Source organism: Psychrobacter fulvigenes (assembly GCF_904846155.1).
Classification (GTDB): domain Bacteria; phylum Pseudomonadota; class Gammaproteobacteria; order Pseudomonadales; family Moraxellaceae; genus Psychrobacter; species Psychrobacter fulvigenes.
Genome location: NZ_CAJGZP010000001.1, coordinates 180,852 through 204,679 on the forward strand (window position 1 = coordinate 180,852; position 23,828 = coordinate 204,679).

A 23,828-nucleotide genomic window follows, 5' to 3' on the forward strand; every position below is an offset into this window, starting at 1 on the left:
GCCATGTGCTGTTGGGATGAATTTTGCGCAGCCTCTGGAGTGACGAAGTCATACAGCAAGCAAGGAAAATTTATACCAACAGCACTGCATCATTTTTAACATTTCAGCGCAGAATTCCCCTACTTCTAAAGTAGTGGGATGAATGCGTTATTGATAACTACCCTTACTCCCTATGGTATTATAATTAATAATCATAACGCCAATTAACAACAAGCTCCTTATGACCAAGCAAATCCTAAAAGCCTATAAAGTCAGGCTGTACCCTAATGAAGAACAGCAAATATTCTTTGCCAAATCATTCGGCTGCACACGCTTTATCTGGAATAGGATGCTTAGTGACAAGATTGATCATTACAACGAGCATAAGACCGAGCTTAAAAACACTCCAGCTCAATACAAAAAAGAGTTTGAATGGCTAAGAGAAGTCGATAGCCTGGCACTGGCTAACGTCCAGCAAAACCTAAGAGCCGCTTATAGCACCTTTTTCAAAAGCGGGTTTGGCTTCCCTAAGTTCAAGAAAAAAGGTCAGCGTGACAGCTACACTACCAATAATCAAAAAGGCACAGTAGCGGTCACAAACAACACCGTCAAACTGCCTAAGATTGGTCATATCAACGCTAAGTTCCCAAATAAAATAAATGGCCTAATCAAAAGTGCCACCATCAGCAAAACCCCATCAGGCAAGTACTATGCCAGCTTATTGGTTGAAACGGTTGTCGAGGTATTACCTAAGACTGGCTCTAACATCGGCCTTGATTTAGGGTTAACCGACTTCATCGTCTTGTCGGATGGCACAAAAGTGGCTAATCCTAAGTTCTTATCGAAACTGCAAGATAGGCTTACGCGAGAACAGAAAATACTGGCCAAGCGTACAGCAGTGGCCAAAGCCGATCAACGCAAGCTGTCTGACAGCCGCAACTATCAAAAGCAAAAAATCAAAGTCGCTAAGGTATATGAAAAAATAACCAATACCCGAAAAGACTTTCTACATAAACTCTCATTCAATCTCATCAAAAACCACGATGTGATTGCCATAGAGGACTTAAACGTCAAAGGCATGGTTAAGAATAAAAAGTTAGCTAAAGCCATATCAGACAGCTCATGGTCAGCGTTTACCACCATGCTGGCTTATAAAGCGGACTGGTACGGCAAAACGCTGGTGAAAATAGACAGATGGTATCCATCTTCTAAAACCTGCTCAGGGTGCGCTCATGTGCTGACTAAGGCTGAGCTACCATTACAGGTGAGATCATGGAATTGCCCAAGTTGCTTGCAGGACAATGATAGAGACATCAACGCCAGTATCAATATCCTAAACGAAGGATTGAAGCTGCCCACACTCAAAACCGTCGGTGCGACGGGGTTAGCTTAGTCCATTTGCCTAACCGCTGATACAAAACATTGTATCAAGTATGGGTATTACCTAAGAAACCCTCACCTCTATAGGTGGTGGGTAGTTCATAGTATCTTAACTAACTATAGTTCGAGAGTAAGTTTCTCTTCCATAAATCTTCCATAAAAAAATCCCGCACACTGGCGTAATGCCAGTCAGTTAAGGCTGACTGGTATTTTTTTTGGGATATTTTTGTGGTTTACCCTTAACCACCCTCGGGCAAGATCGCTTTCTGCGTTCAGGAATGACAAACAATTTTCCTTCCTCTAAAACTGCATCTAACAACTTAGGGAAGAGTCCTGCAGCCTGTAAAGGCGCAAACCGTAAAAGATCAACAATCGTAATAGACACCATATGAAAGCTAATTCGTAGAGGGCTAACCTTAGCTCTAACTGCCATATATCGCATCAAACGTCTTATCAGATTATAAGCAATCATAAGCCCCCAGAACTCTTGTAACACAAGCTGTGGCAGCTTACTTCTTAACAACAGCCCGTGCTGTAGATCAGACTTAATTTCCCTAAAAGCCATCTCGATCTCCCAGCGCTGCAAGTACAGCTGTGCCACTTTATCCTTAGTAAAGCGTTTATCATCTATTAAAGAGGTGATGTATCGTCTTATCTTACCCTCATAACGACACTCAATTAATCGAGCTTGCCAAGTATCGGGTAGGTTTGGATTTTTCTTTTGAGCTTGGGGAGAAACCGGCATTTGTATCAAGTAGTCCCCTTCACTAAAGGTTTCAATCACAGTGTAACGCAGATTATCTTTAGCCCGCATGAGCCAGTGACTGTTTGGATGGGTTTGTTGCCAACTAATCAGTAGGTCTGCTGAGAAATAGGCTCTATCAAAGAGCGTAATGCTGTTGTCTTGAATATTTAGCTGACGGGCTAATGTGATCTCTCCTTGACCCATATCTCCAAGGGTTGTGTCAATGATCTCATGCGTGTCAGTATTGATCAGGCATACCGAACGCATTTGGGGATAGGGCGCCTCTTTAGTTCTGCCTTTGCTTGAACTAAAGTACTGAAGGTTCTCATCAGTATAGGGTAGTGAGTATACGACACCGTCTACAGCTTGGACGCTAAGTCCCATAAAGTCTTGCTGCTGGGCTCGTGATTCTGTTTGGTAGTGAGCACTTAGTTGATGAAATAGCTGCTTTAGAGGCTCATGCCCGAGGCGTTGTCTTGCTTGTACCACTGCACTGGGTACGCAGGCCTGTGAGTCTATATTAAGCCGCATCTGCTCTGTGATATACCAAATTGAACGGTTTCGATATAAAGCTGTGCCGATGACTATCCAAACAACGTGTTCGGCAGGTAGCTTACGCCTTCTAATGCTCGCCTTGCCGGTATACTCTAAAGCTTGCTGTATCCACTCAGGATCTATTAATTCACTAAATTGTTCTAGGGTGTCTGGAATCCTTTTATGCGTCTCATTAATAGCGTCTTGTAGTCTCATAGTAAAATAGCCCATCTACTTATTAGATGGGCTATTTTATTACTTTTATTGAGTTTTTGCCTTAACTGACTGGCATTAGCACACTGGCGGGATTTTTGTTGTTTCAATATCTAGTATCTGTTCAAAATTACTTACGATCTTCAGTTTTGACAAAATCGCGCTTTACTTCACCAGTATATAACTGACGTGGGCGACCGATTTTGAATGGTGCGCTGTGCATCTCTAACCAATGACTGATCCAACCAGAGGTACGAGCCAATGAGAAAATCACAGTAAACATTGACGTTGGAATGCCGATGGCTTTTAGAATAATGCCAGAGTAGAAGTCAACGTTTGGATACAAATTACGCTCGATGAAGAACGGATCTTCTAAAGCAATTTTTTCGAGCTCCATCGCTAATTCAAGCTTAGGATCATCGATACCTAGCGCTTCTAATACTTCATCAGAGGCCTGTTTAAGCACTTGAGCGCGTGGGTCGAAGTTCTTATAGACACGGTGACCAAAGCCCATGAGTTTCACTTCACGGCTTTTCACTTTTTCCATAAATGCAGGAACGTTTTCAACAGTACCGATCTCATCTAACATCTCAAGTACTGCTTCGTTGGCACCACCATGTGATGGGCCCCATAACGCAGCAATACCAGCAGCGATACAAGCGTATGGGTTTGCGCCAGTAGAGCCAGCCAGACGTACCGTAGACGTTGAAGCGTTTTGCTCATGATCCGCATGCAAAGTAAAGATTTTGTCCATTGCTCTTGCAACAACAGGGTTTACTTTATAGTCAACGTCACCAGGGGTAGCAAACATCATGTACAAGAAGTTTTCAGCATAGCTAAAGTCATTGCGTGGATACATGAACGGCTCGCCCTGTGAGTATTTATAACTCATCGCAGCCAGCGTTGGCATTTTGGCAATCAGACGAATAGCCGTGATCTCACGATGCTCTTCATTACTGATATCTAAGTCTTCATGATAAAACGCTGATAGAGCACCAACGACACCGACCATAATGGCCATCGGGTGTGCGTCACGGCGGAAGCCTTCAAAGAACTTACGCAGCTGATCATGAACACCAGTGTGTTTACGAATTTTTTCAAAGAAGTCTGCTTTTTGTTCGCTATTAGGCAGGTCGCCGTGGATGAGGGCATAAGCCACTTCTAAATATTCAGCATTGTTTGCTAGTTGATCGATAGGGTAGCCGCGATGCAGCAGCTCGCCTTTACCACCGTCGATAAAGGTGATTTTTGACTCGACAGGGGCAGTTACTTTAAAGCCAGGATCGTAAGACCAGTAACCAGACTCTTGTAAGGCAGCAACATCAATAACTGGGCGTCCTAGAGTTCCTTTAGTAATAGGGAGTTGGTAATCCTTACCATCTACTGTTAGTGTGGCATTGTTATCAGCCATAATTTCCTCTCCGTTGGTTTTAGCTTGTTAGAGTAAAAGTGCTAACGATACAAACCTTCGTATCGTTAATTTCGTATCGTTGATAGTACAAATGAATAAACACGAATGAACTAATTTGGTAATTCAGCTATGTTACCAGTAATTAAGCGCGATTTGAAAAGACTTTTCATAGTGAGAGAGCCAAGATATATGGTTTAAAGGCATTTGTCCGCAGTAATATTTGTATCAAAATATGTCTATTTGCCAATTTGTTATAAAACACTCATTCTTGGACTCGCTAAAAAAAGCGGTCTATTATGATAAAATATGACTCTTTTTAACAACAGGCTATGAATAGGTTTTCTATTTAGCTTGGCAAAAACAGACAGTGCATGACTAACAGGAAAACTTAGTCGAGTTTATAATAGATCAGGTATGCGCAACATTCTAGCAAACATATTACGCATATCTGGCTTTTTGTGAGAATAACTCTGATATTCACTATTTAGGGGATAAATTTGTAATTATCGGCCAGTCATTTTATAATTAGAAAAATTTGACTGACACTAATTTCGCTATATCCAATAATTACTTAGCAAAAGACACTCTACTAAGCATCAGATTTGCTGCTATTTTTTAGTCGCTAGTTGATGGTTAGCTCATAAATCAGAAGCTAAACAATAGTTTATGACTTGAATGTTGTTGTTATTTGATCTATTTTTAGATAAGCATTGGTTTTAGAGTATAGTTATGTCTTTTTCAAAGACCAATTAGAAATAGACCAGATAACAATACTCAGCAATCAACGATAATACCGTTGGCTGTTGCAGCCAAAGCATGATTATTGACTTACTTCACCGCTTACAATGACTAGATTCATTATGATTATATGATGAGGCAACACCTATTGTTGACTGTCAAAAAGTAAGTGAGCTGTAAAGTAAGTAAACATAGTATGTATCAGTGATTATAGTATGAATCAGTGATTGTTGAAACTCATAGTGATATGTAGTAGGACCTTAGCGAAGTCAGCTAGCTCTTCCTTACTTTATTCGTCTCGTGTGGTGCTATAGGCACTCAATGTTATTTAGTTTCATTGAATCCCCATGGCAGATACAGGAGTATAACCGCAAAAAGGATGCCCGCTGTGAAAAGCAACCGACCCATTAACTTGCCTTTGAGCCAAGTGATTAGCGTTAATAGTTCGCCGATAGCCAGAGCCTCGATTTTACATCGTATCTCAGGAATTGTTCTTTTCTTATTGATTCCGGTAATGCTGTGGCTTTTACAAACCTCTTTATCTTCTCCTCAAGATTTTGTCGCTGTCTTTGATAATGTGCTTGTGCGTTTTGTTGCATGGGTTTTTGTCGCAGCAACCGCATACCATTTCGTGATGGGTGTTAAGCACTTATTTGCGGATATGGGCTTCAACGAGGATCTTCAGTCAGGTAAAACAGCGTCAATTGTGAGCTTTGTTATTGCCGCTATATTGATCGTGCTGTCATTTATATGGGTGATGTTCTAATGATTAAAAATGATACAGGAATTAAGAGCGCGACTGGTCTTACTGGCTCAGGCTCGCGCGATTGGGTAATGCAGCGTATTAGTGCCGTCGTATTGGCGGTATATTCCGTTGTCATGGTAGGTTTTTTTGTATTCAACGGTGATCTGACTTACGAGCAGTGGGTTGGTTTCATTACGAGCCTACCGATGCGCTTACTAAGCTTGGTGGCAATCATTGCACTGGCAGCTCACGCTTGGGTAGGGATGTGGACGGTATTGACTGACTATATCCAATCTTCTGGGCAGCGCCTTGTGCTACAAGCTGTTATGATTATCGCAATTTTAGTATATCTATTTTGGGGCATCATGATTTTTTGGGGTAATGGCTTAGGTGTCGTTGCCGTTTAACTGTTTAATTCACTGTTAAAAAATGATGGCTATACACATTTTAGTAAGTGGCTGAAGATTGAATAAATAAAGTCCAGTAGGGGTGATTAGGTATCTATACAATACAATGCCTTTTGCTGCTCCAATTAGACTGTCATCCAATCTTTGTATTACTTCCCAAGCATTAACAGGCATTAGGAAAATTGTAATGGCAACAAGACAAGATAATACCATTAGCAACATCAAAACCCTCAACTATGACGCTGTCATCGTTGGTGGTGGTGGGTCAGGTATGCGTGCCTCCCTACAACTGGCCGAGTCAGGCATGAAGGTTGCGGTAATCACAAAAGTATTCCCAACGCGCTCGCATACAGTCGCCGCTCAAGGTGGTATCGGTGCTAGCCTTGGTAACATGAGTAATGACAACTGGCACTTCCACTTTTATGACACTGTCAAAGGGTCAGACTGGTTGGGCGACCAAGATGCCATTGAGTATATGTGCCGCGAAGCACCAAAAGTGGTGTATGAGCTTGAGCATATGGGCATGCCTTTTGACCGTAACGAAGATGGCACGATTTATCAGCGTCCATTTGGCGGTCATACCTCAAACTATGGCGAAAAAGCTGTACAACGTGCTTGTGCTGCTGCTGACCGTACAGGTCACGCACTATTGCATACGCTCTATCAAAGAAACTTAAAGCTGGGTGCTGAGTTTTTTATTGAGTGGATTGCGCTAGATTTGATCAAAGATGAAGACGGCAATATCAATGGCGTCATCGCTATTGAGCAAGAAACAGGTACCGTCGCAGTATTTCAAGCGCCAGCCACGGTCATAGCGACTGGCGGAGCAGGTCGTATCTTTACCGCCTCTACCAACGCCTATATCAATACGGGTGACGGTCTTGGTATGGCAGTTCGTGCTGGTGTGCCTTTGCAGGATATGGAATTCTGGCAATTCCACCCAACGGGTGTGCATGGTGCCGGTGTGCTATTGACTGAAGGCTGCCGCGGTGAAGGCGCGATCTTACGTAACAAAGACGGCGAAGCCTTTATGGAGCGTTATGCCCCAACGGTTAAAGACTTAGCACCACGTGACTTGGTTTCTCGTTCTATGGACCAAGAGATCAAAGAAGGCCGCGGCTGTGGTCCGAACGCTGACCACATTGTTATGGACATGACGCACTTAGGTGTAGACACCATCATGAAGCGTCTGCCATCTGTATTTGAGATTGGTAAAAACTTCGCCAACGTCGATATCACCAAAGAGCCTATTCCTGTGATTCCAACCATTCACTATATGATGGGCGGTATCCCAACGACGATTAACGGTCAAGTGATTGTGCCAAATCTTGAAGGTCCAGTAGACGAAGACGGTCTATATACCGAAGGCACACTCGTAAAAGGTTTATATGCTATTGGCGAGTGTGCTTGTGTGAGTGTACATGGTGCCAACCGTCTAGGCACCAACTCACTGCTTGACTTGGTAGTCTTTGGCCGTGCAGCAGGTAAGCACATCGTTGAAGATTACTATCATGCGGACAACGCTTATAAACCAATCGATCCACGTGTATTAGATTACACCTTGAGTCGTTTGAACAAGCTACAAGAATCAACTGATGGCTATAACGCACAAGACGTCGCTGACGAGATTCGTGCAACCATGCAAACACACGCCAGTGTATTCCGTACACAAGCGTCGATGGATGAGGGTGTCGCAAAGATTCTTGCATTGGGCGAAAAAGTTGACAAGATTCATCTTGGTGATAAGTCGCAAGTGTTCAACACAGCTCGTATTGAAGCGCTAGAAGTGGCTAACCTCTACGAAGTTGCAAAAGCAACGATGATATCAGCAGCGAGTCGTCATGAGTGCCGTGGTGCACATACGGTACTTGATTATGAGCGTCCAGAAGATGATCTAGTTGCACCAAACGGTCGTAACGACAACGAATGGATGAAGCACACTATCTGGTATGCTGAAGATAACAAAATTATCTACAAGCCAGTTCGTAAGGTACCGCTAACTGTGGATTACGTTGAGCCAAAAGTGCGTGTTTACTAATCGTCTCGTTAAACAGGTTTATGTAGTTTAATGAACGGTTTTCGAATTTAATTTTTGATTTTGTAAGGCCCGTTATTCATTATCATAAAGAGTTAAGACTTTTGAATAACATAGCCTTACACCGCGTGGAGTTAGCACTATGAGTCGAGGTACTCGCACCATCGAGATATACCGCTACGATCCTGACAAGGACGCAGCCCCTTACATGCAAACATTTACGGTTGAGCTTTTAGAGTCAGATCGTATGTTGCTTGACGTTTTATTGCGCTTAAAAAAGCAAGACGAAACCATCACCTTTAGACGCTCTTGCCGTGAAGGCATCTGTGGCTCTGACGGCGTGAATATCAATGGCAAAAACGGTCTGGCATGTTTGATCAACATGAACACGCTGCCAGAAAAAGTCACTGTACGTCCGCTACCAGGTCTACCTGTTGTGCGCGATCTGGTCGTTGATATGAACCAGTTCTACGAGCAGTACGAAAAGGTACATCCGTTCTTGATCAATGATCAGCCAGCACCGCCAACAGAACGTTTGCAGTCACCTGAGCAACGTGAAAAACTGAACGGTCTATACGAGTGTATCCTATGCGCTTGTTGCTCGACCAGTTGCCCATCATTCTGGTGGAACCCTGATAAGTTCTTAGGCCCTTCAGCGTTGCTACATGCTTATCGTTTTGTGGCAGATAGCCGTGATACGGATGCACAAGCACGTTTGGCGCGTTTGGATGATCCATTCAGTCTCTTCCGTTGCCGCGGCATCATGAACTGTGTTTCGGTTTGTCCAAAAGGTCTGAACCCGACCCGAGCGATTGGCCATCTACGTAACCTGCTAATCGATCAAGCAGGTTAAGCTAGTAGCTAGCTTTAATAAATAGACCCTTAATATGTTGATAAAACACCGTCTGCTCATCAGGCGGTGTTTTTTTGTGATAATGACTGTCATCATGTAATGAATAAGGTTTATTAAACTAAGGCACTTGTTAATAGCGACGACCGCTCATATATATGCAGTAACGGATTATAAATTTGAGCTTATTGGCTATAAACTTTCACAAAACTGTATCAGTAACTACTAAGTAGTAATAAAAATACGTATGTAAAAATGTTATCATATGCCTGTTCGATTGCCTGAAAGTTTATTTAGAGGTCGCCGAATAAGTAGCCATGTAAATAACCGTGTAAGTAACTATGAGAAATAAAGATGATAATGAGTATTTATTAGGTAAATACCTAGTATTGAAGAAACAAACTATATCAGGTAATTTAGGCATGTTACCCTAGATAGCAATGTATGTTAGGCGTAAAAAACAGCAGAAAATAGCTGAACGTCATGTGACCTATTGATTAAGCGACATTGATTAATAAGTAGCATTGATTAAGTATTTCGATAGGAACTAATTGGTTATAGCTACTGTCAGTATATATAATTTAATTTTTTGAGACGAGCATACAAACAAAACTGTCCGTTCACAAATAATTAAGATTGAGGCATTCATCGGTGTTGACAGTCGCTCATGCAACCGACTCATGTGACATAGCCTGTCCGCTTAGCATAAAATAGATTACACAACAATAAGCACGATTCCATTCATTTATCTATCAAATAGACGATTATTATGAATAGTATAACTAAAGAAAGATCTGGCGCAGCGCATACTGAACTTGCGGCTGATAACGCCCACTATATCGAATCCCTTTATGAGCAGTATCTCAGTGATCCAGATAGCGTCGATGCTGATTGGCAAAGTTACTTCAAACAATACCAATCTCCTAATGATGCTAAGCACAATGAGATCAAAGATCAGTTCTTACTGCTTGCACGCAATCAAACAGCCAATAAAGTCAACACTGAAGCTGGTAGCACTACAGTCAGTGCAGCCGATTGCGCTGATCCTAAGCAAATGGCCGTACAGCAGCTGATCTCAGCTTACCGTCGCCGTGGTCATCGCCGTGCTCAGCTTGATCCCTTAGGGTTGCATCCACGTCCTGAAGTAGTGGATCTGACGCTAGAGTATCATGGACTGTCGGAAGCGGACTTAGATAATATTTATCCTACCAGTGACTTGAACATCGGTAAGAGTGAAGCACCGCTACGCGAAATCATCGAGATTATGGAGCGTGTCTACTGCCGTTATATTGGTGTAGAGTACATGCACGTGACCACCAGTGTCGAAAAACGCTGGATGGAGAAGTATCTTGAGAGCAACCTTGGTCATATCGAGTTCGATAAAGAAAAACGCTTGTCTATACTTGAGCGCTTAACGGCTGCTGAAGGCTTAGAGAAGTATTTGGCACGTAAATATACGGGTGTCAAACGTTTCGGCCTTGAAGGCGGCGAAAGCTTTATCCCTGCGGTCAACGAGATCATCCAGCGTGCCGGAAATTATGGCACCAAAGAGATGATGATCGGTATGGCGCACCGTGGACGCTTAAACGTACTAGTGAATATCTTAGGTAAAAACCCTGCCGATTTGTTTGATGAGTTCGATGGTAAAGTACAGCCAGAGAAAGGCTCAGGTGATGTTAAGTATCACAGTGGCTTCTCCTCTAACGTGATGACGCCAGGTGGTGAGGCGCATTTAGCACTGGCCTTTAACCCATCGCATCTTGAGATCGTTGCACCTGTACTACAAGGTTCAGTACGCGCGCGTCAAGTTCGTCGTAATGACCAACCTGGCCGTAGCGACAAAGATGGTAATTCAGTATTGCCCATCGTGGTGCATGGTGATGCTGCATTTGCAGGTCAAGGCGTGGTGCAAGAGACCTTTCAGATGTCACAAACCCGTGGTTATACCACAGGTGGTACGCTACACATCGTCATCAATAACCAAGTTGGTTTCACCACCAGCCGCCAAGAAGATTTGCGCTCGACAGAATACTGTACTGATGTCGCAAAAATGGTACATGCGCCTATCTTGCATGTGAATGGTGATGATCCTGAATCAGTGATATTTGCTGCTCAGTTAGCGCTTGACTACCGTCATGAGTTCGATAAAGACATCGTCATTGACTTATTCTGTTATCGCCGTAACGGCCATAACGAAGCGGATGAGCCGTCAGCGACTCAACCACTGATGTATGCAGTGATCAAAAAGCTACCAACCACCCGCGCTATTTATGCACAGCAGCTTATTGATAAAGGCGTCATCACTGAAGAAGATGCCAAAAAATATGAAGATCAATACCGTGAGTCGCTAGACCGTGGTGATTATGTGGTGAACTCTTTGGTGAGTGATCCTGATGAAGCGCTGTTTGTCGACTGGACACCCTATATCGGTCATGACTTGATAGATGACTGGGACACTGGTGTCGATATCGAAAAGCTAAAAGGCTATGGTCGCCGTATGGCGCAGATGCCAGAAGGCTATAAGCTTCAGCGCCAAGTAGAAAGACTGGTCGAACAACGTTTGGCCATGCAGACTGGCGAAGAGCCTCTGAACTGGGGTGCTGCTGAGACTTTAGCTTACGCCAGCTTGGTCGATAACGATGAGGTATTGGTTCGTATTACCGGTGAAGATGTCGGCCGTGGTACATTCTCACATCGCCATAGCGAAATATACAATATGAATGACGGCAGCATGTATGTGCCACTGTCTCATATCAGTGAAAAGCAGGCGCGCTTTGCAACTTACAACTCATTGTTGTCAGAAGAAGCCGTGTTGGCGTTTGAATATGGCTATGCAACGACTGTTCCAAATGCGTTGATTATTTGGGAAGCGCAGTTTGGTGACTTCGTCAATGGTGCACAGGTAGTAATTGACCAGTTTATCTCAAGCGGTGAAACCAAGTGGCAGCGTGTTTGTGGTTTGACTATGCTATTGCCGCATGGCTTTGAAGGTCAGGGCCCTGAGCATTCTTCAGCCCGTCTGGAGCGTTTCTTACAGCTATGTGCTGAAGACAATATGCAAGTGATCACTCCGACGACGCCTGCACAGATATTCCATGTGCTACGTCGTCAAGCGATACGTCCAAGCCGTGTGCCATTGGTAGTGATGTCACCTAAGAGCCTGTTACGTCATAAGCTTGCGACATCCTCTCTAGAAGAGTTGGCAGAGGGTAAGTTTGAGACAGTACTGCCAGAGATTGATCAGCATGATGCAGACAAGATCACCCGTTTATTACTGTGTGGTGGTAAGGTTTATTATGACCTACTTGAGCAGCGCCGTGCCTTAGGCATAGAACATATTGCTATTGTTCGTATTGAGCAGCTCTATCCATTACCAGAAGAGCGTCTGATTGCTGAAATTGAAAAATACAGCAATCTTAAAGAAATCGTCTGGGCACAAGAAGAGCCGCTCAACCAAGGTGCTTGGTACTATTTAGCGCCGCATATGTTCCGTATTGTGGTACCGCATCCGACTAGAGCGAAGGTGATGGAGCCAGTAGCGCGTCCACCAAGTGCGGCACCAGCGACGGGTTCACCGAAGTTGCATGCTCAGCAGCAACAAACATTGGTTGCCGAAAGTCTAGGCGTCAGTGTCGATGAGTTGGCAAAGTAGCGCTAAAAAATAGAGCAGCAGTATAAAGAAAAGATCGATCCCTATAACGTATATCAATCAGGCGGTGGCAGTCAGATATTATTAACAGTCAGCAATTATTAAATCATCAATAATAAGCTGTCATAGGTAAATGGCTCATAAATATGCATTATTATTTATGAGCCGTCTTCCAAAATACTGACTGCTCATCACGACTCAATAATAAATAGTAATATTCATATCTAAGGAGTATATCGATGGCTGAAATTAAAGCCCCCGTTTTTCCAGAATCGGTTGCCGATGGCACGATCGTTGAATGGCATGTCACTGAAGGCCAACAAGTTAACCGTGACGACCTTTTGGCTGAAATCGAAACTGATAAAGTTGTATTAGAAGTGGTTGCACCTGATGATGGTGTGGTGACTAAGATTGTTAAGCAAGTCGACGACACTGTTGAGTCTGCTGATTTGATCGCAGAGTTTGAAGCGGGCGCCAGCGGTTCTACCGATGATGCTCCTGCTGTAGATCCAGATCAACCTGCTGCTCCTGTACAAGCAAAGCAAGCTGCTGATGGCGGCGAGCCTACGCAAGGCGCAAGCGCTGCAGAAGCCGATCATAAAGATCAAAGCCCAGCAGTACGCAAAGCGGCAAAAGAGTCTGGCGTTGATCCAAAGAACGTCGAAGGCACTGGCCGTGGTGGTCGCGTAACCAAGACGGATATGGCTAGCCCAACCCTCAAAGCGGACAGCTCTATCAAGTCGGACAGTGGTCGCCCAGTCGCAGAGTCAGTTGGTGAGCGTACGGAAAAGCGTGTACCAATGACGCGTCTACGTAAGACAGTCGCCAATCGTCTGCTATCAGCGTCACAAGATACGGCAATGCTAACGACGTTTAACGAAGTCAATATGAAGCCGCTGATGGACATGCGTGCGAAGTATAAAGAACAGTTTGAAAAGCGTCATGGTGTACGTTTAGGCTTTATGTCGTTATTCGTAAAAGCAGCCACTGAAGCACTCAAACGCTTCCCAGCAGTAAACGCTTCACTAGACGGTGATGACATCGTTTATCATGGTTTCTATGACATCGGTGTGGCTGTTTCTTCAGATCGCGGCTTGGTAGTTCCTGTATTACGTGATACAGATCGCATGAGCATGGCGGATGTCGAGAGCAAAATCCGTGAGCTTGGCGGCAAAGCACAAGACGGTAAGCTTGGTCTGGACGAGATGACTGGTGGTACCTTCACTATCTCTAACGGTGGTGTCTTTGGTTCACTCATGTCTACGCCGATTTTGAACCCACCACAAACGGCTATCTTGGGTATGCACGCGATCAACGATCGTCCAATGGCGGTCAATGGTCAAGTCGAAATCCTACCAATGATGTATCTGGCACTGTCTTATGACCACCGTATGATCGATGGTAAAGAAGCTGTTCAGTTCTTGGTCACTATCAAAGAGCTGGTCGAAGATCCAGCGATGCTCTTACTAGACCTATAAGCCTCTGAGCTTGTATCGGCAATCGTCGATACAAGCTTTTTGCTTTTGAGACAGATGGCTTTTGCTTTTCTTAACCTGAATCTCAATTTAATATGAGTTATCGTAGGCTATATGCTACAAAGCCATATAGAGACGAGAGAGATAACTATCATCAGTCAATGAGCTCAAATGGTGTATTTACTGTTTGCTGATCTTGTATTTGATGACTGATTTTTACTTTTTAATGGCTGAATGATTTACCCTATATTTGATAAACTGCCCAATGAGTCAGTTGATAATCAATCTTAAAAGCAAAGCTAAAACCTAAATTAAAACCTAAGTTATAAATAGGAACCTATTATGAAAGATAATTATGATTTAGTCGTCATCGGCGGCGGTCCTGGTGGTTATGAAGCAGCTATCCGTGCAGGACAGCTTGGTATGTGCGTGGCTTGTATCGGAAAACGCGTTTACAAAGCCGAGCCTGCGCTTGGCGGTACGTGCTTAAACGTTGGTTGTATCCCATCAAAAGCTTTACTTGATAGCTCGCATCGCTATGAGGCGACTAAGCATGATCTGGCTGAGCATGGCATCAGTACTGGCGATGTGGCCATCGATGTAGAGCAGATGATTGCGCGCAAAGAGGGCATCGTTAAGCAGTTAACTGGCGGTGTTGCGGCACTGCTAAAAGGCAATGGCGTTGACTGGTTACAAGGCTGGGGCACGCTGGTTGATGGCAAAGGCGCGGACAAACAAGTTAAGTTTACCGCTCTAGAAGATGAGAAAGAGACCACCATCACTGCCAAAAATGTCATCCTAGCAGCAGGTTCTGTCCCTATCGATATCCCAGTTGCTAAGACTGACGGCGAGCGTATCGTTGACTCTACTGGTGCGCTTGATTTCACCGAAGTGCCAAAGCGTTTGGGCGTGATTGGTGCAGGCGTTATCGGTCTTGAGCTTGGCTCGGTATGGCGTCGCCTAGGTGCAGAAGTGGTGATCTATGAAGCGCTACCAAACTTCTTAGCCGCTGCTGATAAAGACATCTCAAAAGAAGCGGGCAGAATGCTGAAAAAGCAAGGTCTTGATATCCGTGTCGATACCAAAGTGACCAATGCTGAAGTTAAGGGCGATGAAGTGGTCGTCACTAGTGAAAAGAACGGTGAAGCCTCTGATGAAAGCTTTGATAAGCTAATCGTCTGTGTGGGTCGCCGTGCCTATGCTGAAAAGCTCTTGGGTGAAGACAGCGGTATCGAATTGACTGAGCGTGGTCTTATCGATGTTGACGATCAGTGCAAAACCAATCTTGACGGCGTATACGCTATCGGTGACTTGGTACGTGGCCCAATGCTTGCGCACAAGGCGATGGAAGAGGGCATGATGGCGGTTGAGCGTATTCATGGCGAAAAAGCTCAGGTCAACTATGACACTATCATCAACGTCATCTATACGCATCCAGAAATCGCATGGGTTGGTATGACTGAGCAAGAAGCGGAAGAAGCTGGCTATGAAGTCAAAACAGGCTCATTTAACTTAGCGGCAAACGGCCGTGCATTGGCGCAAAGCGAAGCTGAAGGCTCTATCAAGGTCGTCGCTGACGCCAAGACCGATCGCCTACTCGGTATGCATGCCATCTCTGCGGGTGCAGGCGACATCGTCCATCAGGGTATGATTGCGATGGAGTTTGTCTCTAGTATCGAAGATCTACAGCTGATGACCTTTGCGCATCCGACGATCTCTGAAGCGGTACATGAAGCGGCGCTCTCTGCCGATGGCCGTGCTATCCATGCTATTCAGCGCAAAAAACGTAAAAAGAAGTAGCCTTATAGTTAGGTTCTACTCATAAGTAAGTTGTACCTATAAGCTACCCCGCTTGCAACTTTTTAAATATATCGAAGTAAGCGATAGTTTATTCTCGTAGGGTGGGTTAGTTTTATTCTATTCTCGCAGAGAATGAAGATAAAACGTAACCCGCCAATGCTATCTAGGCTACTTGATTATCTAGACTATTTGGCGGGTTACGCTTCACTAACCCACCCTACAAAATTAAGTTGAGAGCGGGGTTATAAGCTATATCTATAAGTCGTCCAATATGAAAAAGGCACGCTTTAAATGCCTTGCTGATTTAGGTCTTTGCCCATGAGGTAAAGACCGCTTCACGATCTAACTCTTGATGGTAGCCCTACCATTATCATCACTGCCATTACTGTCACAAGTGCGCCAGCCAAATGTTGCCGCGCACTTATTTTCACTTTTATTAATTGTAAAAAAATAAAGGATACAATCAATGAATCTACATGAGTATCAAGCAAAAGAGCTACTAAAAAGCTATGGTTTGCCAATCCAAGAAGGCATCATCGCCCGTAATGGCGAAGAAGCGGCAGCCGCTTTTGATAAGACGCCAACCGATATTGCTGTTATCAAAGCACAGGTACATGCTGGTGGCCGTGGTAAAGCGGGTGGCGTCAAGTTGGTCAAGACTCGTGAAGAAGCGAAGCAAGTGGCTGAAGCGCTGATCGGTACCAATCTAGTGACCTTCCAAACGGACGCTGATGGCCAACCAGTCAACTTCGTATTGGTTGCAGAAGATATGTACCCAGTCAGAACTGAGCTGTATCTTGGCGCGGTTGTTGACCGTTCTACGCGCCGTGTCACCTTTATGGCATCAACCGAAGGCGGCGTTGATATCGAAGAAGTGGCCAAAGAAACCCCAGAAAAAATCTTTAAGGTAAGCGTCGATCCATTAGTAGGTCTCATGCCGTATCAAGCGCGTGAAGTAGCGTTCAAGTTGGGTCTTGAAGGCAAGCAGATCAATCAGTTTGTCAAAATCATGACCGGTGCCTACCAAGCATTTGTCGAAAATGACTTTGCCCTACTTGAAGTCAACCCACTAGCGGTACGTGAAAATGGCGAGATCGTCTGTGTCGATGGCAAAATCGGTATCGATTCAAACGCGCTGTATCGTCTACCAAAAATCGCTGCTCTCCAAGACAAAACGCAAGAAAACGAGCGTGAGCTAAAAGCAGCTGAATTTGATCTAAACTATGTGGCCCTAGAAGGTAACATCGGCTGTATGGTCAACGGTGCTGGCCTGGCGATGGCGACGATGGACATCATCAAGCTCTATGGCGGCAAGCCTGCTAACTTCCTAGACGTTGGCGGCGGTGCAACCAAAGATCGCGTCGTTGAAGCGTTCAAGATCATCCTAGAAGACAGCAGTGTGGAAGGCGTCCTGATCAATATCTTTGGTGGTATCGTGCGCTGTGACATGATTGCAGAAGCCATCATCGCCGCAGTAAAAGAAGTGGGCGTAGAAGTGCCAGTCGTAGTACGTCTAGAAGGTAACAATGCTGAAAAAGGCGCGCAGCTACTAGAAGAGTCAGATGTACAGATCATCTCAGCTCAGGGCCTCGCCGATGCTGCACAGAAGATCGTCGCTGCGGTGGGAACCAACATCGTTTACTAGGCATTGTTTATTAGGCATCTTTAATCAAGCATCATTCACTAAGAGATGCCCTAGACAGACAGCCAGATATACAAGATTATAATTAGGAGCAAATAATGAGTGTACTCATTGATAAAGACACCAAAGTATTGGTGCAAGGTTTCACTGGTAAAAACGGCACGTTCCATTCAGAGCAAGCCATCGCATACGGTACCAAAGTCGTCGGCGGTGTCACCCCAGGTAAAGGCGGTCAAACGCATTTAGGTCTCCCTGTATTCAACACCATGGCTGAGGCGATGGCGAAGACACAAGCGGACGCATCGGTTATCTATGTACCAGCGCCATTCGTCCTAGACTCTATCGTAGAAGCGGTCGATGCAGGTGTGAAGCTGATCGTGGTCATCACTGAAGGCGTACCTACGCTCGATATGCTAAAAGCCAAGCGCTATATCGAAGCAGCAGACGGCGTACGTATGGTTGGCCCGAACTGCCCAGGTGTCATCACGCCAGGTCAGTGCAAAATCGGTATCATGCCAGGTCATATCCACTTGCCAGGTAAAGTGGGCATCATCTCACGCTCTGGTACGCTGACTTATGAAGCAGTCGCGCAAACGACTAAGCTTGGCTTTGGTCAGTCTACTTGTATCGGTATCGGCGGTGACCCTATCCCTGGTATGAACCAAATCGATGCGCTAAAACTGTTCCAAGACGATCCACAAACCGAAGCCATCGTCCTGATCGGTGAGATCGGTGGTACGGCGGAAGAAGAGGCGGCTGCTTATATCAAAGAGCACGTGACTAAGCCTGTGGTTGGTTATATCGCTGGGGTGACGGCTCCAGAAGGTAAGCGTATGGGTCATGCTGGCGCGATCATCTCTGGTGGTCAAGGTACGGCAGAAGAGAAGTTCAAAGCCTTTGAAGATGCAGGCATTGCGTATACTCGTGATCCAGCGAAGATCGGTGAGAAGCTAAAAGAAGTGACTGGTTGGTAGCATATTCTGATAAAAGAATATATATAATTCTAGTAAAAACTGTTAAATATCCTTGATATACCTTTAAGACACCCCTACAATGGGGTGTTTTTTTATGTAAATTTGTCATTACGAGTAAAAATTCATATTTATAGTAGATTAAGGTGTAAAAAATTGTGAGTAAACTTACTAAATTAGCAAAAAACCCATCTCTTTTTTTTCTGGATTCTTTCAAAAAAAGAGTAAAGCAACTTAACTCTACGCTAAACAATGATAATTATAAAGTTGATAAAAAAGGCTCAAATAAAGCTAATAATATATCTAAAAAAAGCATCAATAATAATGATAAACCAGAATTTAAGAATTCTGTTGCAAATTCTTTGAATGTTCTAAGACCTGAATACGATTTTGAGAAAAATAAAGAAATTTACCTATACTTACCTTGGATAAAAAGTCACGGTGATGCAGTTATAGAATCAATAAATAAGTCAGAAAAGTTCAAAGTTTATCCACTAGAAATTTTCGAAGGCAGTAGTGAGTCGAATAGGAAGAGTATCTCGAGAATCTCGCGTGAAAATCCTGTTCAGTATAGAAAGTTCCTTCTAAGTCATTTAGCAATTATTAAGAATGATATTGAAGGAGTTATATTCACATTTGACTGGCATCCTGCAATGAGGATATTAGTAGATGTATGTAAAGACTTAGGAATAAAAACAGTTCTAGTGTTACATGAATCTGTATTTCTATCGCAAGAGAAATATTATATGTATAAGCTAGGAGATATAGAGGTAAACCTTCCAAAATGTGATCATGTAATCACATGGGGTGAGTTGCAGAAAAATATATTCATGGAACGTGGATTGAATGAAAACAAGATTCAAGTCCTCGGTGCGCCGAAATTCGATATTTATCATCAGTACAAAAGGTTAACTTCGCGCGAAGATTTTTGTATGATATATGGTCTTGATCCAAAGAAAGACATCTTGTTATATGCTTTACAACCTATGGATATTCAAGTAGATCAAAGTTATGCACTTCAGCGTCAAAATCAAGCATTACTAGATATCATAGAATATTGTGAGAGAAACGATTCTCAGCTTATTATGCGTGAACCACCAAGTAATCACAAAAATACTATCTTCAGGAGAGTAAGAGACAAAGTAGATTACGATGAAAGATTAGTTATTGATAAATCTGGTTCCTATTTGATGCCAGTAGCTGAAAATTTATATCATGCCAACTTACTGCTATCAGTCAACAGCACTTTAATTCTTGAAGCGTTATTGTCAGATACTCCAGCCGTGTCTACAAAGTATTTCGATTTTATACAGCTATGGGATGGGATTAGAATTCCAGTAGCACATGATAAAGATGAACTTTATTATGAAATAGATAAAGCTTTATCAAGCAATGATACACTTAAAAATATAGATTGGTCTTGGGCAGAAAGAGCTCTTTCAGCAGGTAGTTTTGATGGGCAATCTTCAATGAGGATCGTAAGATATTTAGAAGGTTTGGCTGATACTAAAGAACTAAAAGGAAGTAGAGAGATAAAACGTTTTAATTCTCATGTAACGTATGTCGCTAATTCTAATCCTAACTTGATAAATAATACGGGATTGTATTTACCAGAACTCTTAAATTTCTCTAAAATGATAAAGCCTAAGAACGAAATAGAGGCTTCTCTCTGTGATGAGGTAATACAATGGGGTATTACAGAAAACAATAATAAGAAGTCGGTCTCAAATCTAATGAGAAAGTTTGGTAAAAAACCTTTTATAATAGAAGATGGTTTTATAAGGTCGGTTGGCATCGGTTTATCTAAAGAGCCTGCGTTATCTATCACTCTATGCGGTAGTAATACTGCCTATTACGATTCCTATAATGCTTCAAGTTTCGAGGAGGTTCTAAACTCTGATAGAGTATTCACAGATGAAGAGTTGATGAAAGCAAAGAATACGATTGGTTTAATAACTGAGAATCATATTTCTAAGTATAACGATTCTCCTTATTTGCCTGTTTCAATAGGTCGTACTGACGCACGCAAAGTACTTGTAGTAGATCAGCGGTATGGTGATCAGTCTGTAGTCTGTGCGAAAGCTAATGAGAATGATTTTCAGATTATGTTGGTTGATGCTATTCGAGATAATCCTGATGCCGATATTTTAATAAAGAGACATCCAGATGCCGTCAAAGGAGATAAAGGCTCATATTTTAGCGACGCAAATGTAGATTTTACTAGAGATATAAATAATGTACACTTGATAGATTATGATATCCATCCTCATCAATTATTGGAGATGGTAGACAAAGTTTACGTTTGTAGCTCTGGTCTTGGATTCGAAGCATTAATGTATGGGAAAGAAGTTATCTGTTATGGCGTACCATTCTATTCTAACTGGGGCGTTACCGTTGATAAGAAAAACGAAGAAAGGAGAATAAAAAATAGAACGATAAACGAAATATTTTATGTTTCTTATATTGAGTGTAGCCGTTATTATTCTCCAGAGTTAGAAGCAGTTTGTGATATAGATGAATGCATAGAGTATACTATAAAAAATAGAAATTTTAAGTTTTGAATTTATAGAAATTGTTTTTCTAGTTAATATCATCTACAGATAAAAGTCTCTATTTTATTTCTGAAATATATATAGGGTGTCTTATGTTATATAGTTTTACACAAAAATCAGCAAAATCAGTCGGACTAAATATTGATTTACTCCGTTTAAAAGGTGAATTAAACTGTGCTGCTCCTGTATCTTCTCAAAATTGTTTAATATCTGGGAACTGTAGTGTAGGTGCTTTTACTTATTTCGGTAAGAACTGTGAGATAAGGAATACGGAAATAGGTAACTACTGCTCTATTTCTGCAGAGGTTATTATTAATCCTTTCCAACATCCAATTAATTTTTTAAGCACATCTGGTTTTGCTTTTGGTGATAATGGAGGTTTAGGGACTTTTGATGAATTTAAAAGAATTAAGTCAAGAAAAAAACAGAATAAACAAGGTGAGGTTAAGATAGGTAACGATGTTTGGATAGGTAGACGAGCCATCATTATGGCAGGAGTTCATATTGGTGATGGTGCAATAATTGCTGCTAATTCAGTTGTTACTAAAGATATTCCTCCTTATAGTATTTACGGTGGAGTAGCAGCAAAGCTAATAAGAATGAGATTTGATCCCAATTTAGTGGATATAATTTCTAAAAGCAGTTGGTTCGATTACGTATTAGATAGTAAAGTCTTAGGTGATATTGATTATAGTAATGTAATTGAGTCTGTTGATATTATTGATTTACATAAAGACAATCTTAAAAAGATAGAAAAAAATATCACCTTGAGCAGGAAAAATTCTGAAATAAAAATTAAGTATTAGAACTTATAAAAGACAATGGTAAACTAATTATCAGGCGTGCTATTCTGAGAATAAAATATGAAAAATGAATATTCTGTAGTGTTTGAAAGAGTTGTTAGTATAGAAATAGAGTCCTTATTTAGACTTAAAGAGACTGTGAATGAAAGTTTTACGAAAGCTTGCAACGAGATTCTTGAATGCAAAGGACGTCTAATCATTACGGGAATGGGTAAGTCAGGTTTAGTAGGTCGTAAAATAGCGGCGACGATGGCTTCTACTGGTACCCCAGCGTTTTTTGTGCATCCTGGTGAAGCTGGCCATGGCGACCTTGGGATGATCGTAAAAGGTGACGTTGTCCTAGCCATTTCAAACTCAGGCAATAGCGATGAAATCAACGTCTTATTGCCTGTGATTAAAAAGCTAGACTTACCATTGATAAGTATCAGTAAAAACTTATCAGGCAGACTGCCTCAAGAAGCCGATGTGGCTTTGATACTTGGTGACTTTGAAGAAGCCTGTCCGATGGGTCTGGCTCCTACGTCTAGTACTACAGCCACAATGGTGCTAGGTGATGCACTGGCTATCGCCTTGCTTGAAGCTCGCGGCTTTAAATCTGACGACTTTGCCTTATCCCATCCTGCTGGGTCTCTAGGCAAAAAGCTGTTGACTCATGTAGCCGATCTTATGAAATCTGGTGATGAGATTCCTGTAGTAACAGGAGATACCAGTATCATTGATGCACTTTTTGAAATTACAGAAAAAAGACTGGGCATGACAGTGGTAGTGGATGATAATAAATATGGGGTATTGACGGATGGTGATATACGTCGACTGCTCACGCTCGATCAAGATATGAGCCAGCCGATTGCAAGTGTTATGAAGACTACGCCTATTACTGCCTCACCTTATATGAAAGCCTCAAAAGCCCTTGATATCATGAGACAAAAGAAAGTAAACCAGCTCATAGTTTTTGATAATGACACGCTGGTAGGGGTTCTTGCTTTACGTGACCTAGTACAAGCTGGTATTAATTAAATAGACATCACTAACCTTTTATAGTCTTGGAGAGTACTAATGAAGATTACGGAAAATATAACGGTTGGCAATGATAAGCCTTTCGTACTGTTCGGCGGCATCAATGTCATCGAGTCAAGAGATCTTGCTCTAAAGGCGTGTGAAGCTTACGTAGAAGTCACTCAAAAGCTTGGTATACCGTATGTATTCAAAGCCAGCTTTGATAAAGCCAATAGATCGTCCATACATTCTTTTCGTGGTCCAGGCTTAGACGAAGGTCTAAAAGTCTTACAAGAAATCAAAGAGACCTTCAATGTGCCAGTGATATCTGATGTGCATGAAGTCTATCAGTGCCAGCCAGCTGCTGAAGTGATTGATATCTTACAGTTGCCAGCTTTTTTAGCACGTCAGACAGATTTGGTAAAAGCACTAGCAGAGACTGGACGACCAATTAATATCAAAAAACCACAGTTTCTTAGCCCAGAGCAAATGAAAAATATCATTAATAAGTTTAATGAAATGGGCAATGATAAATTAATGCTTTGTGAACGTGGCAGCTGTTTTGGGTATGACAACCTAGTAGTAGATATGCTTGGTCTAGGCGTGATGAAGCGTGTCAGTAACAACTTACCAATCATCTTTGATGTCACTCATTCACTGCAAACTAGAAATGCGGGTAGCGAGGCATCAGGCGGTCGCAGAGACCAAATTATTGAGTTAGCCCGCTCAGGAATGGCAGCTGGCCTCGCTGGATTGTTTTTAGAAGCGCACCCAAATCCTGATGCCGCTAAATGTGATGGGCCAAGTGCTTTGCCACTTGATAAGTTAGAGCCTTTCTTACAGCAAATGAAGCAAATTGATGATTTGGTCAAATCACTGCCTGATTTAGACATTCAGTAAACT

Annotated in this window: 15 protein-coding genes and 1 pseudogene; 14 read left to right on the forward strand and 2 right to left on the reverse strand. The window is 42.7% G+C overall.

Annotated features, from left to right (window positions below):
- Positions 1 to 220: 220 nt before the first annotated feature.
- On the forward strand, positions 221 to 1,372 hold the full coding sequence (gene tnpB, locus JMX03_RS00850; RefSeq protein WP_201593861.1) for an IS200/IS605 family element RNA-guided endonuclease TnpB: 1,152 nt from the start codon (positions 221 to 223) through the stop codon (positions 1,370 to 1,372).
- Positions 1,373 to 1,552: 180 nt separating this feature from the next.
- Here tnpB and JMX03_RS00855 read toward each other — a convergent pair whose 3' ends face one another.
- Both JMX03_RS00855 and gltA read right to left on the reverse strand, forming a co-directional pair.
- Positions 1,553 to 2,869, reverse strand: coding sequence for an IS4 family transposase (locus JMX03_RS00855; RefSeq protein WP_265090434.1), 1,317 nt, complete (start codon positions 2,867 to 2,869; stop codon positions 1,553 to 1,555).
- A gap of 112 nt (positions 2,870 to 2,981) precedes the next feature.
- The gene (gltA, locus tag JMX03_RS00860; RefSeq protein ID WP_201576224.1) at positions 2,982 to 4,262 is read right to left on the reverse strand and encodes a citrate synthase; all 1,281 of its coding nucleotides are present in this window, start codon (positions 4,260 to 4,262) and stop codon (positions 2,982 to 2,984) included.
- A 1,117-nt stretch (positions 4,263 to 5,379) separates the two neighbouring features.
- Between gltA and sdhC the strand changes: the two genes are divergently transcribed.
- From sdhC to kdsA, 13 genes and pseudogenes are all read left to right on the forward strand, one after another.
- Positions 5,380 to 5,766 carry a succinate dehydrogenase, cytochrome b556 subunit gene (sdhC, locus tag JMX03_RS00865; protein ID WP_201576222.1) on the forward strand — a complete coding sequence of 129 codons (387 nt, stop codon included), beginning with the start codon at positions 5,380 to 5,382 and terminating at the stop codon, positions 5,764 to 5,766.
- Between the two features lie 20 nt (positions 5,767 to 5,786).
- Positions 5,787 to 6,152: a succinate dehydrogenase, hydrophobic membrane anchor protein gene (sdhD, locus tag JMX03_RS00870; protein WP_227678044.1), complete on the forward strand. Its 366-nt coding sequence runs from the start codon at positions 5,787 to 5,789 to the stop codon at positions 6,150 to 6,152.
- Between the two features lie 187 nt (positions 6,153 to 6,339).
- Positions 6,340 to 8,190 (forward strand): succinate dehydrogenase flavoprotein subunit, encoded by a 1,851-nt coding sequence (sdhA, locus tag JMX03_RS00875; RefSeq protein ID WP_201593862.1) that lies wholly within the window; start codon positions 6,340 to 6,342, stop codon positions 8,188 to 8,190.
- A 139-nt stretch (positions 8,191 to 8,329) separates the two neighbouring features.
- Entirely contained in the window at positions 8,330 to 9,040 is a 711-nt protein-coding gene (locus JMX03_RS00880) for a succinate dehydrogenase iron-sulfur subunit (protein ID WP_201576217.1), read from the forward strand.
- 766 nt (positions 9,041 to 9,806) lie between these two features.
- Complete coding sequence (locus JMX03_RS00885) at positions 9,807 to 12,689, forward strand: 2-oxoglutarate dehydrogenase E1 component (RefSeq protein WP_201593863.1); 2,883 nt, start codon at positions 9,807 to 9,809, stop codon at positions 12,687 to 12,689.
- Between the two features lie 236 nt (positions 12,690 to 12,925).
- Positions 12,926 to 14,164: a 2-oxoglutarate dehydrogenase complex dihydrolipoyllysine-residue succinyltransferase gene (odhB, locus tag JMX03_RS00890; RefSeq protein WP_201593864.1), complete on the forward strand. Its 1,239-nt coding sequence runs from the start codon at positions 12,926 to 12,928 to the stop codon at positions 14,162 to 14,164.
- A 339-nt stretch (positions 14,165 to 14,503) separates the two neighbouring features.
- Entirely contained in the window at positions 14,504 to 15,961 is a 1,458-nt protein-coding gene (lpdA, locus tag JMX03_RS00895) for a dihydrolipoyl dehydrogenase (protein WP_201593865.1), read from the forward strand.
- Between the two features lie 466 nt (positions 15,962 to 16,427).
- Complete coding sequence (gene sucC / locus JMX03_RS00900) at positions 16,428 to 17,606, forward strand: ADP-forming succinate--CoA ligase subunit beta (protein WP_201593866.1); 1,179 nt, start codon at positions 16,428 to 16,430, stop codon at positions 17,604 to 17,606.
- Between the two features lie 95 nt (positions 17,607 to 17,701).
- Positions 17,702 to 18,577: a succinate--CoA ligase subunit alpha gene (gene sucD / locus JMX03_RS00905; protein WP_201576200.1), complete on the forward strand. Its 876-nt coding sequence runs from the start codon at positions 17,702 to 17,704 to the stop codon at positions 18,575 to 18,577.
- Between the two features lie 155 nt (positions 18,578 to 18,732).
- Positions 18,733 to 21,135, forward strand: a complete 2,403-nt coding sequence (locus JMX03_RS00910) for a capsular polysaccharide export protein, LipB/KpsS family (RefSeq protein ID WP_201593867.1) — start codon at positions 18,733 to 18,735, stop codon at positions 21,133 to 21,135.
- Between the two features lie 434 nt (positions 21,136 to 21,569).
- Positions 21,570 to 21,735 (forward strand): annotated as a pseudogene (locus JMX03_RS15285) (DapH/DapD/GlmU-related protein); the annotation flags it as partial.
- Positions 21,736 to 21,989: 254 nt separating this feature from the next.
- Positions 21,990 to 22,946, forward strand: a complete 957-nt coding sequence (locus JMX03_RS00920) for a KpsF/GutQ family sugar-phosphate isomerase (RefSeq protein ID WP_201593869.1) — start codon at positions 21,990 to 21,992, stop codon at positions 22,944 to 22,946.
- A gap of 39 nt (positions 22,947 to 22,985) precedes the next feature.
- Positions 22,986 to 23,825 carry a 3-deoxy-8-phosphooctulonate synthase gene (gene kdsA, locus JMX03_RS00925; RefSeq protein ID WP_201593870.1) on the forward strand — a complete coding sequence of 280 codons (840 nt, stop codon included), beginning with the start codon at positions 22,986 to 22,988 and terminating at the stop codon, positions 23,823 to 23,825.
- The last annotated feature ends 3 nt before the right edge of the window (positions 23,826 to 23,828 follow it).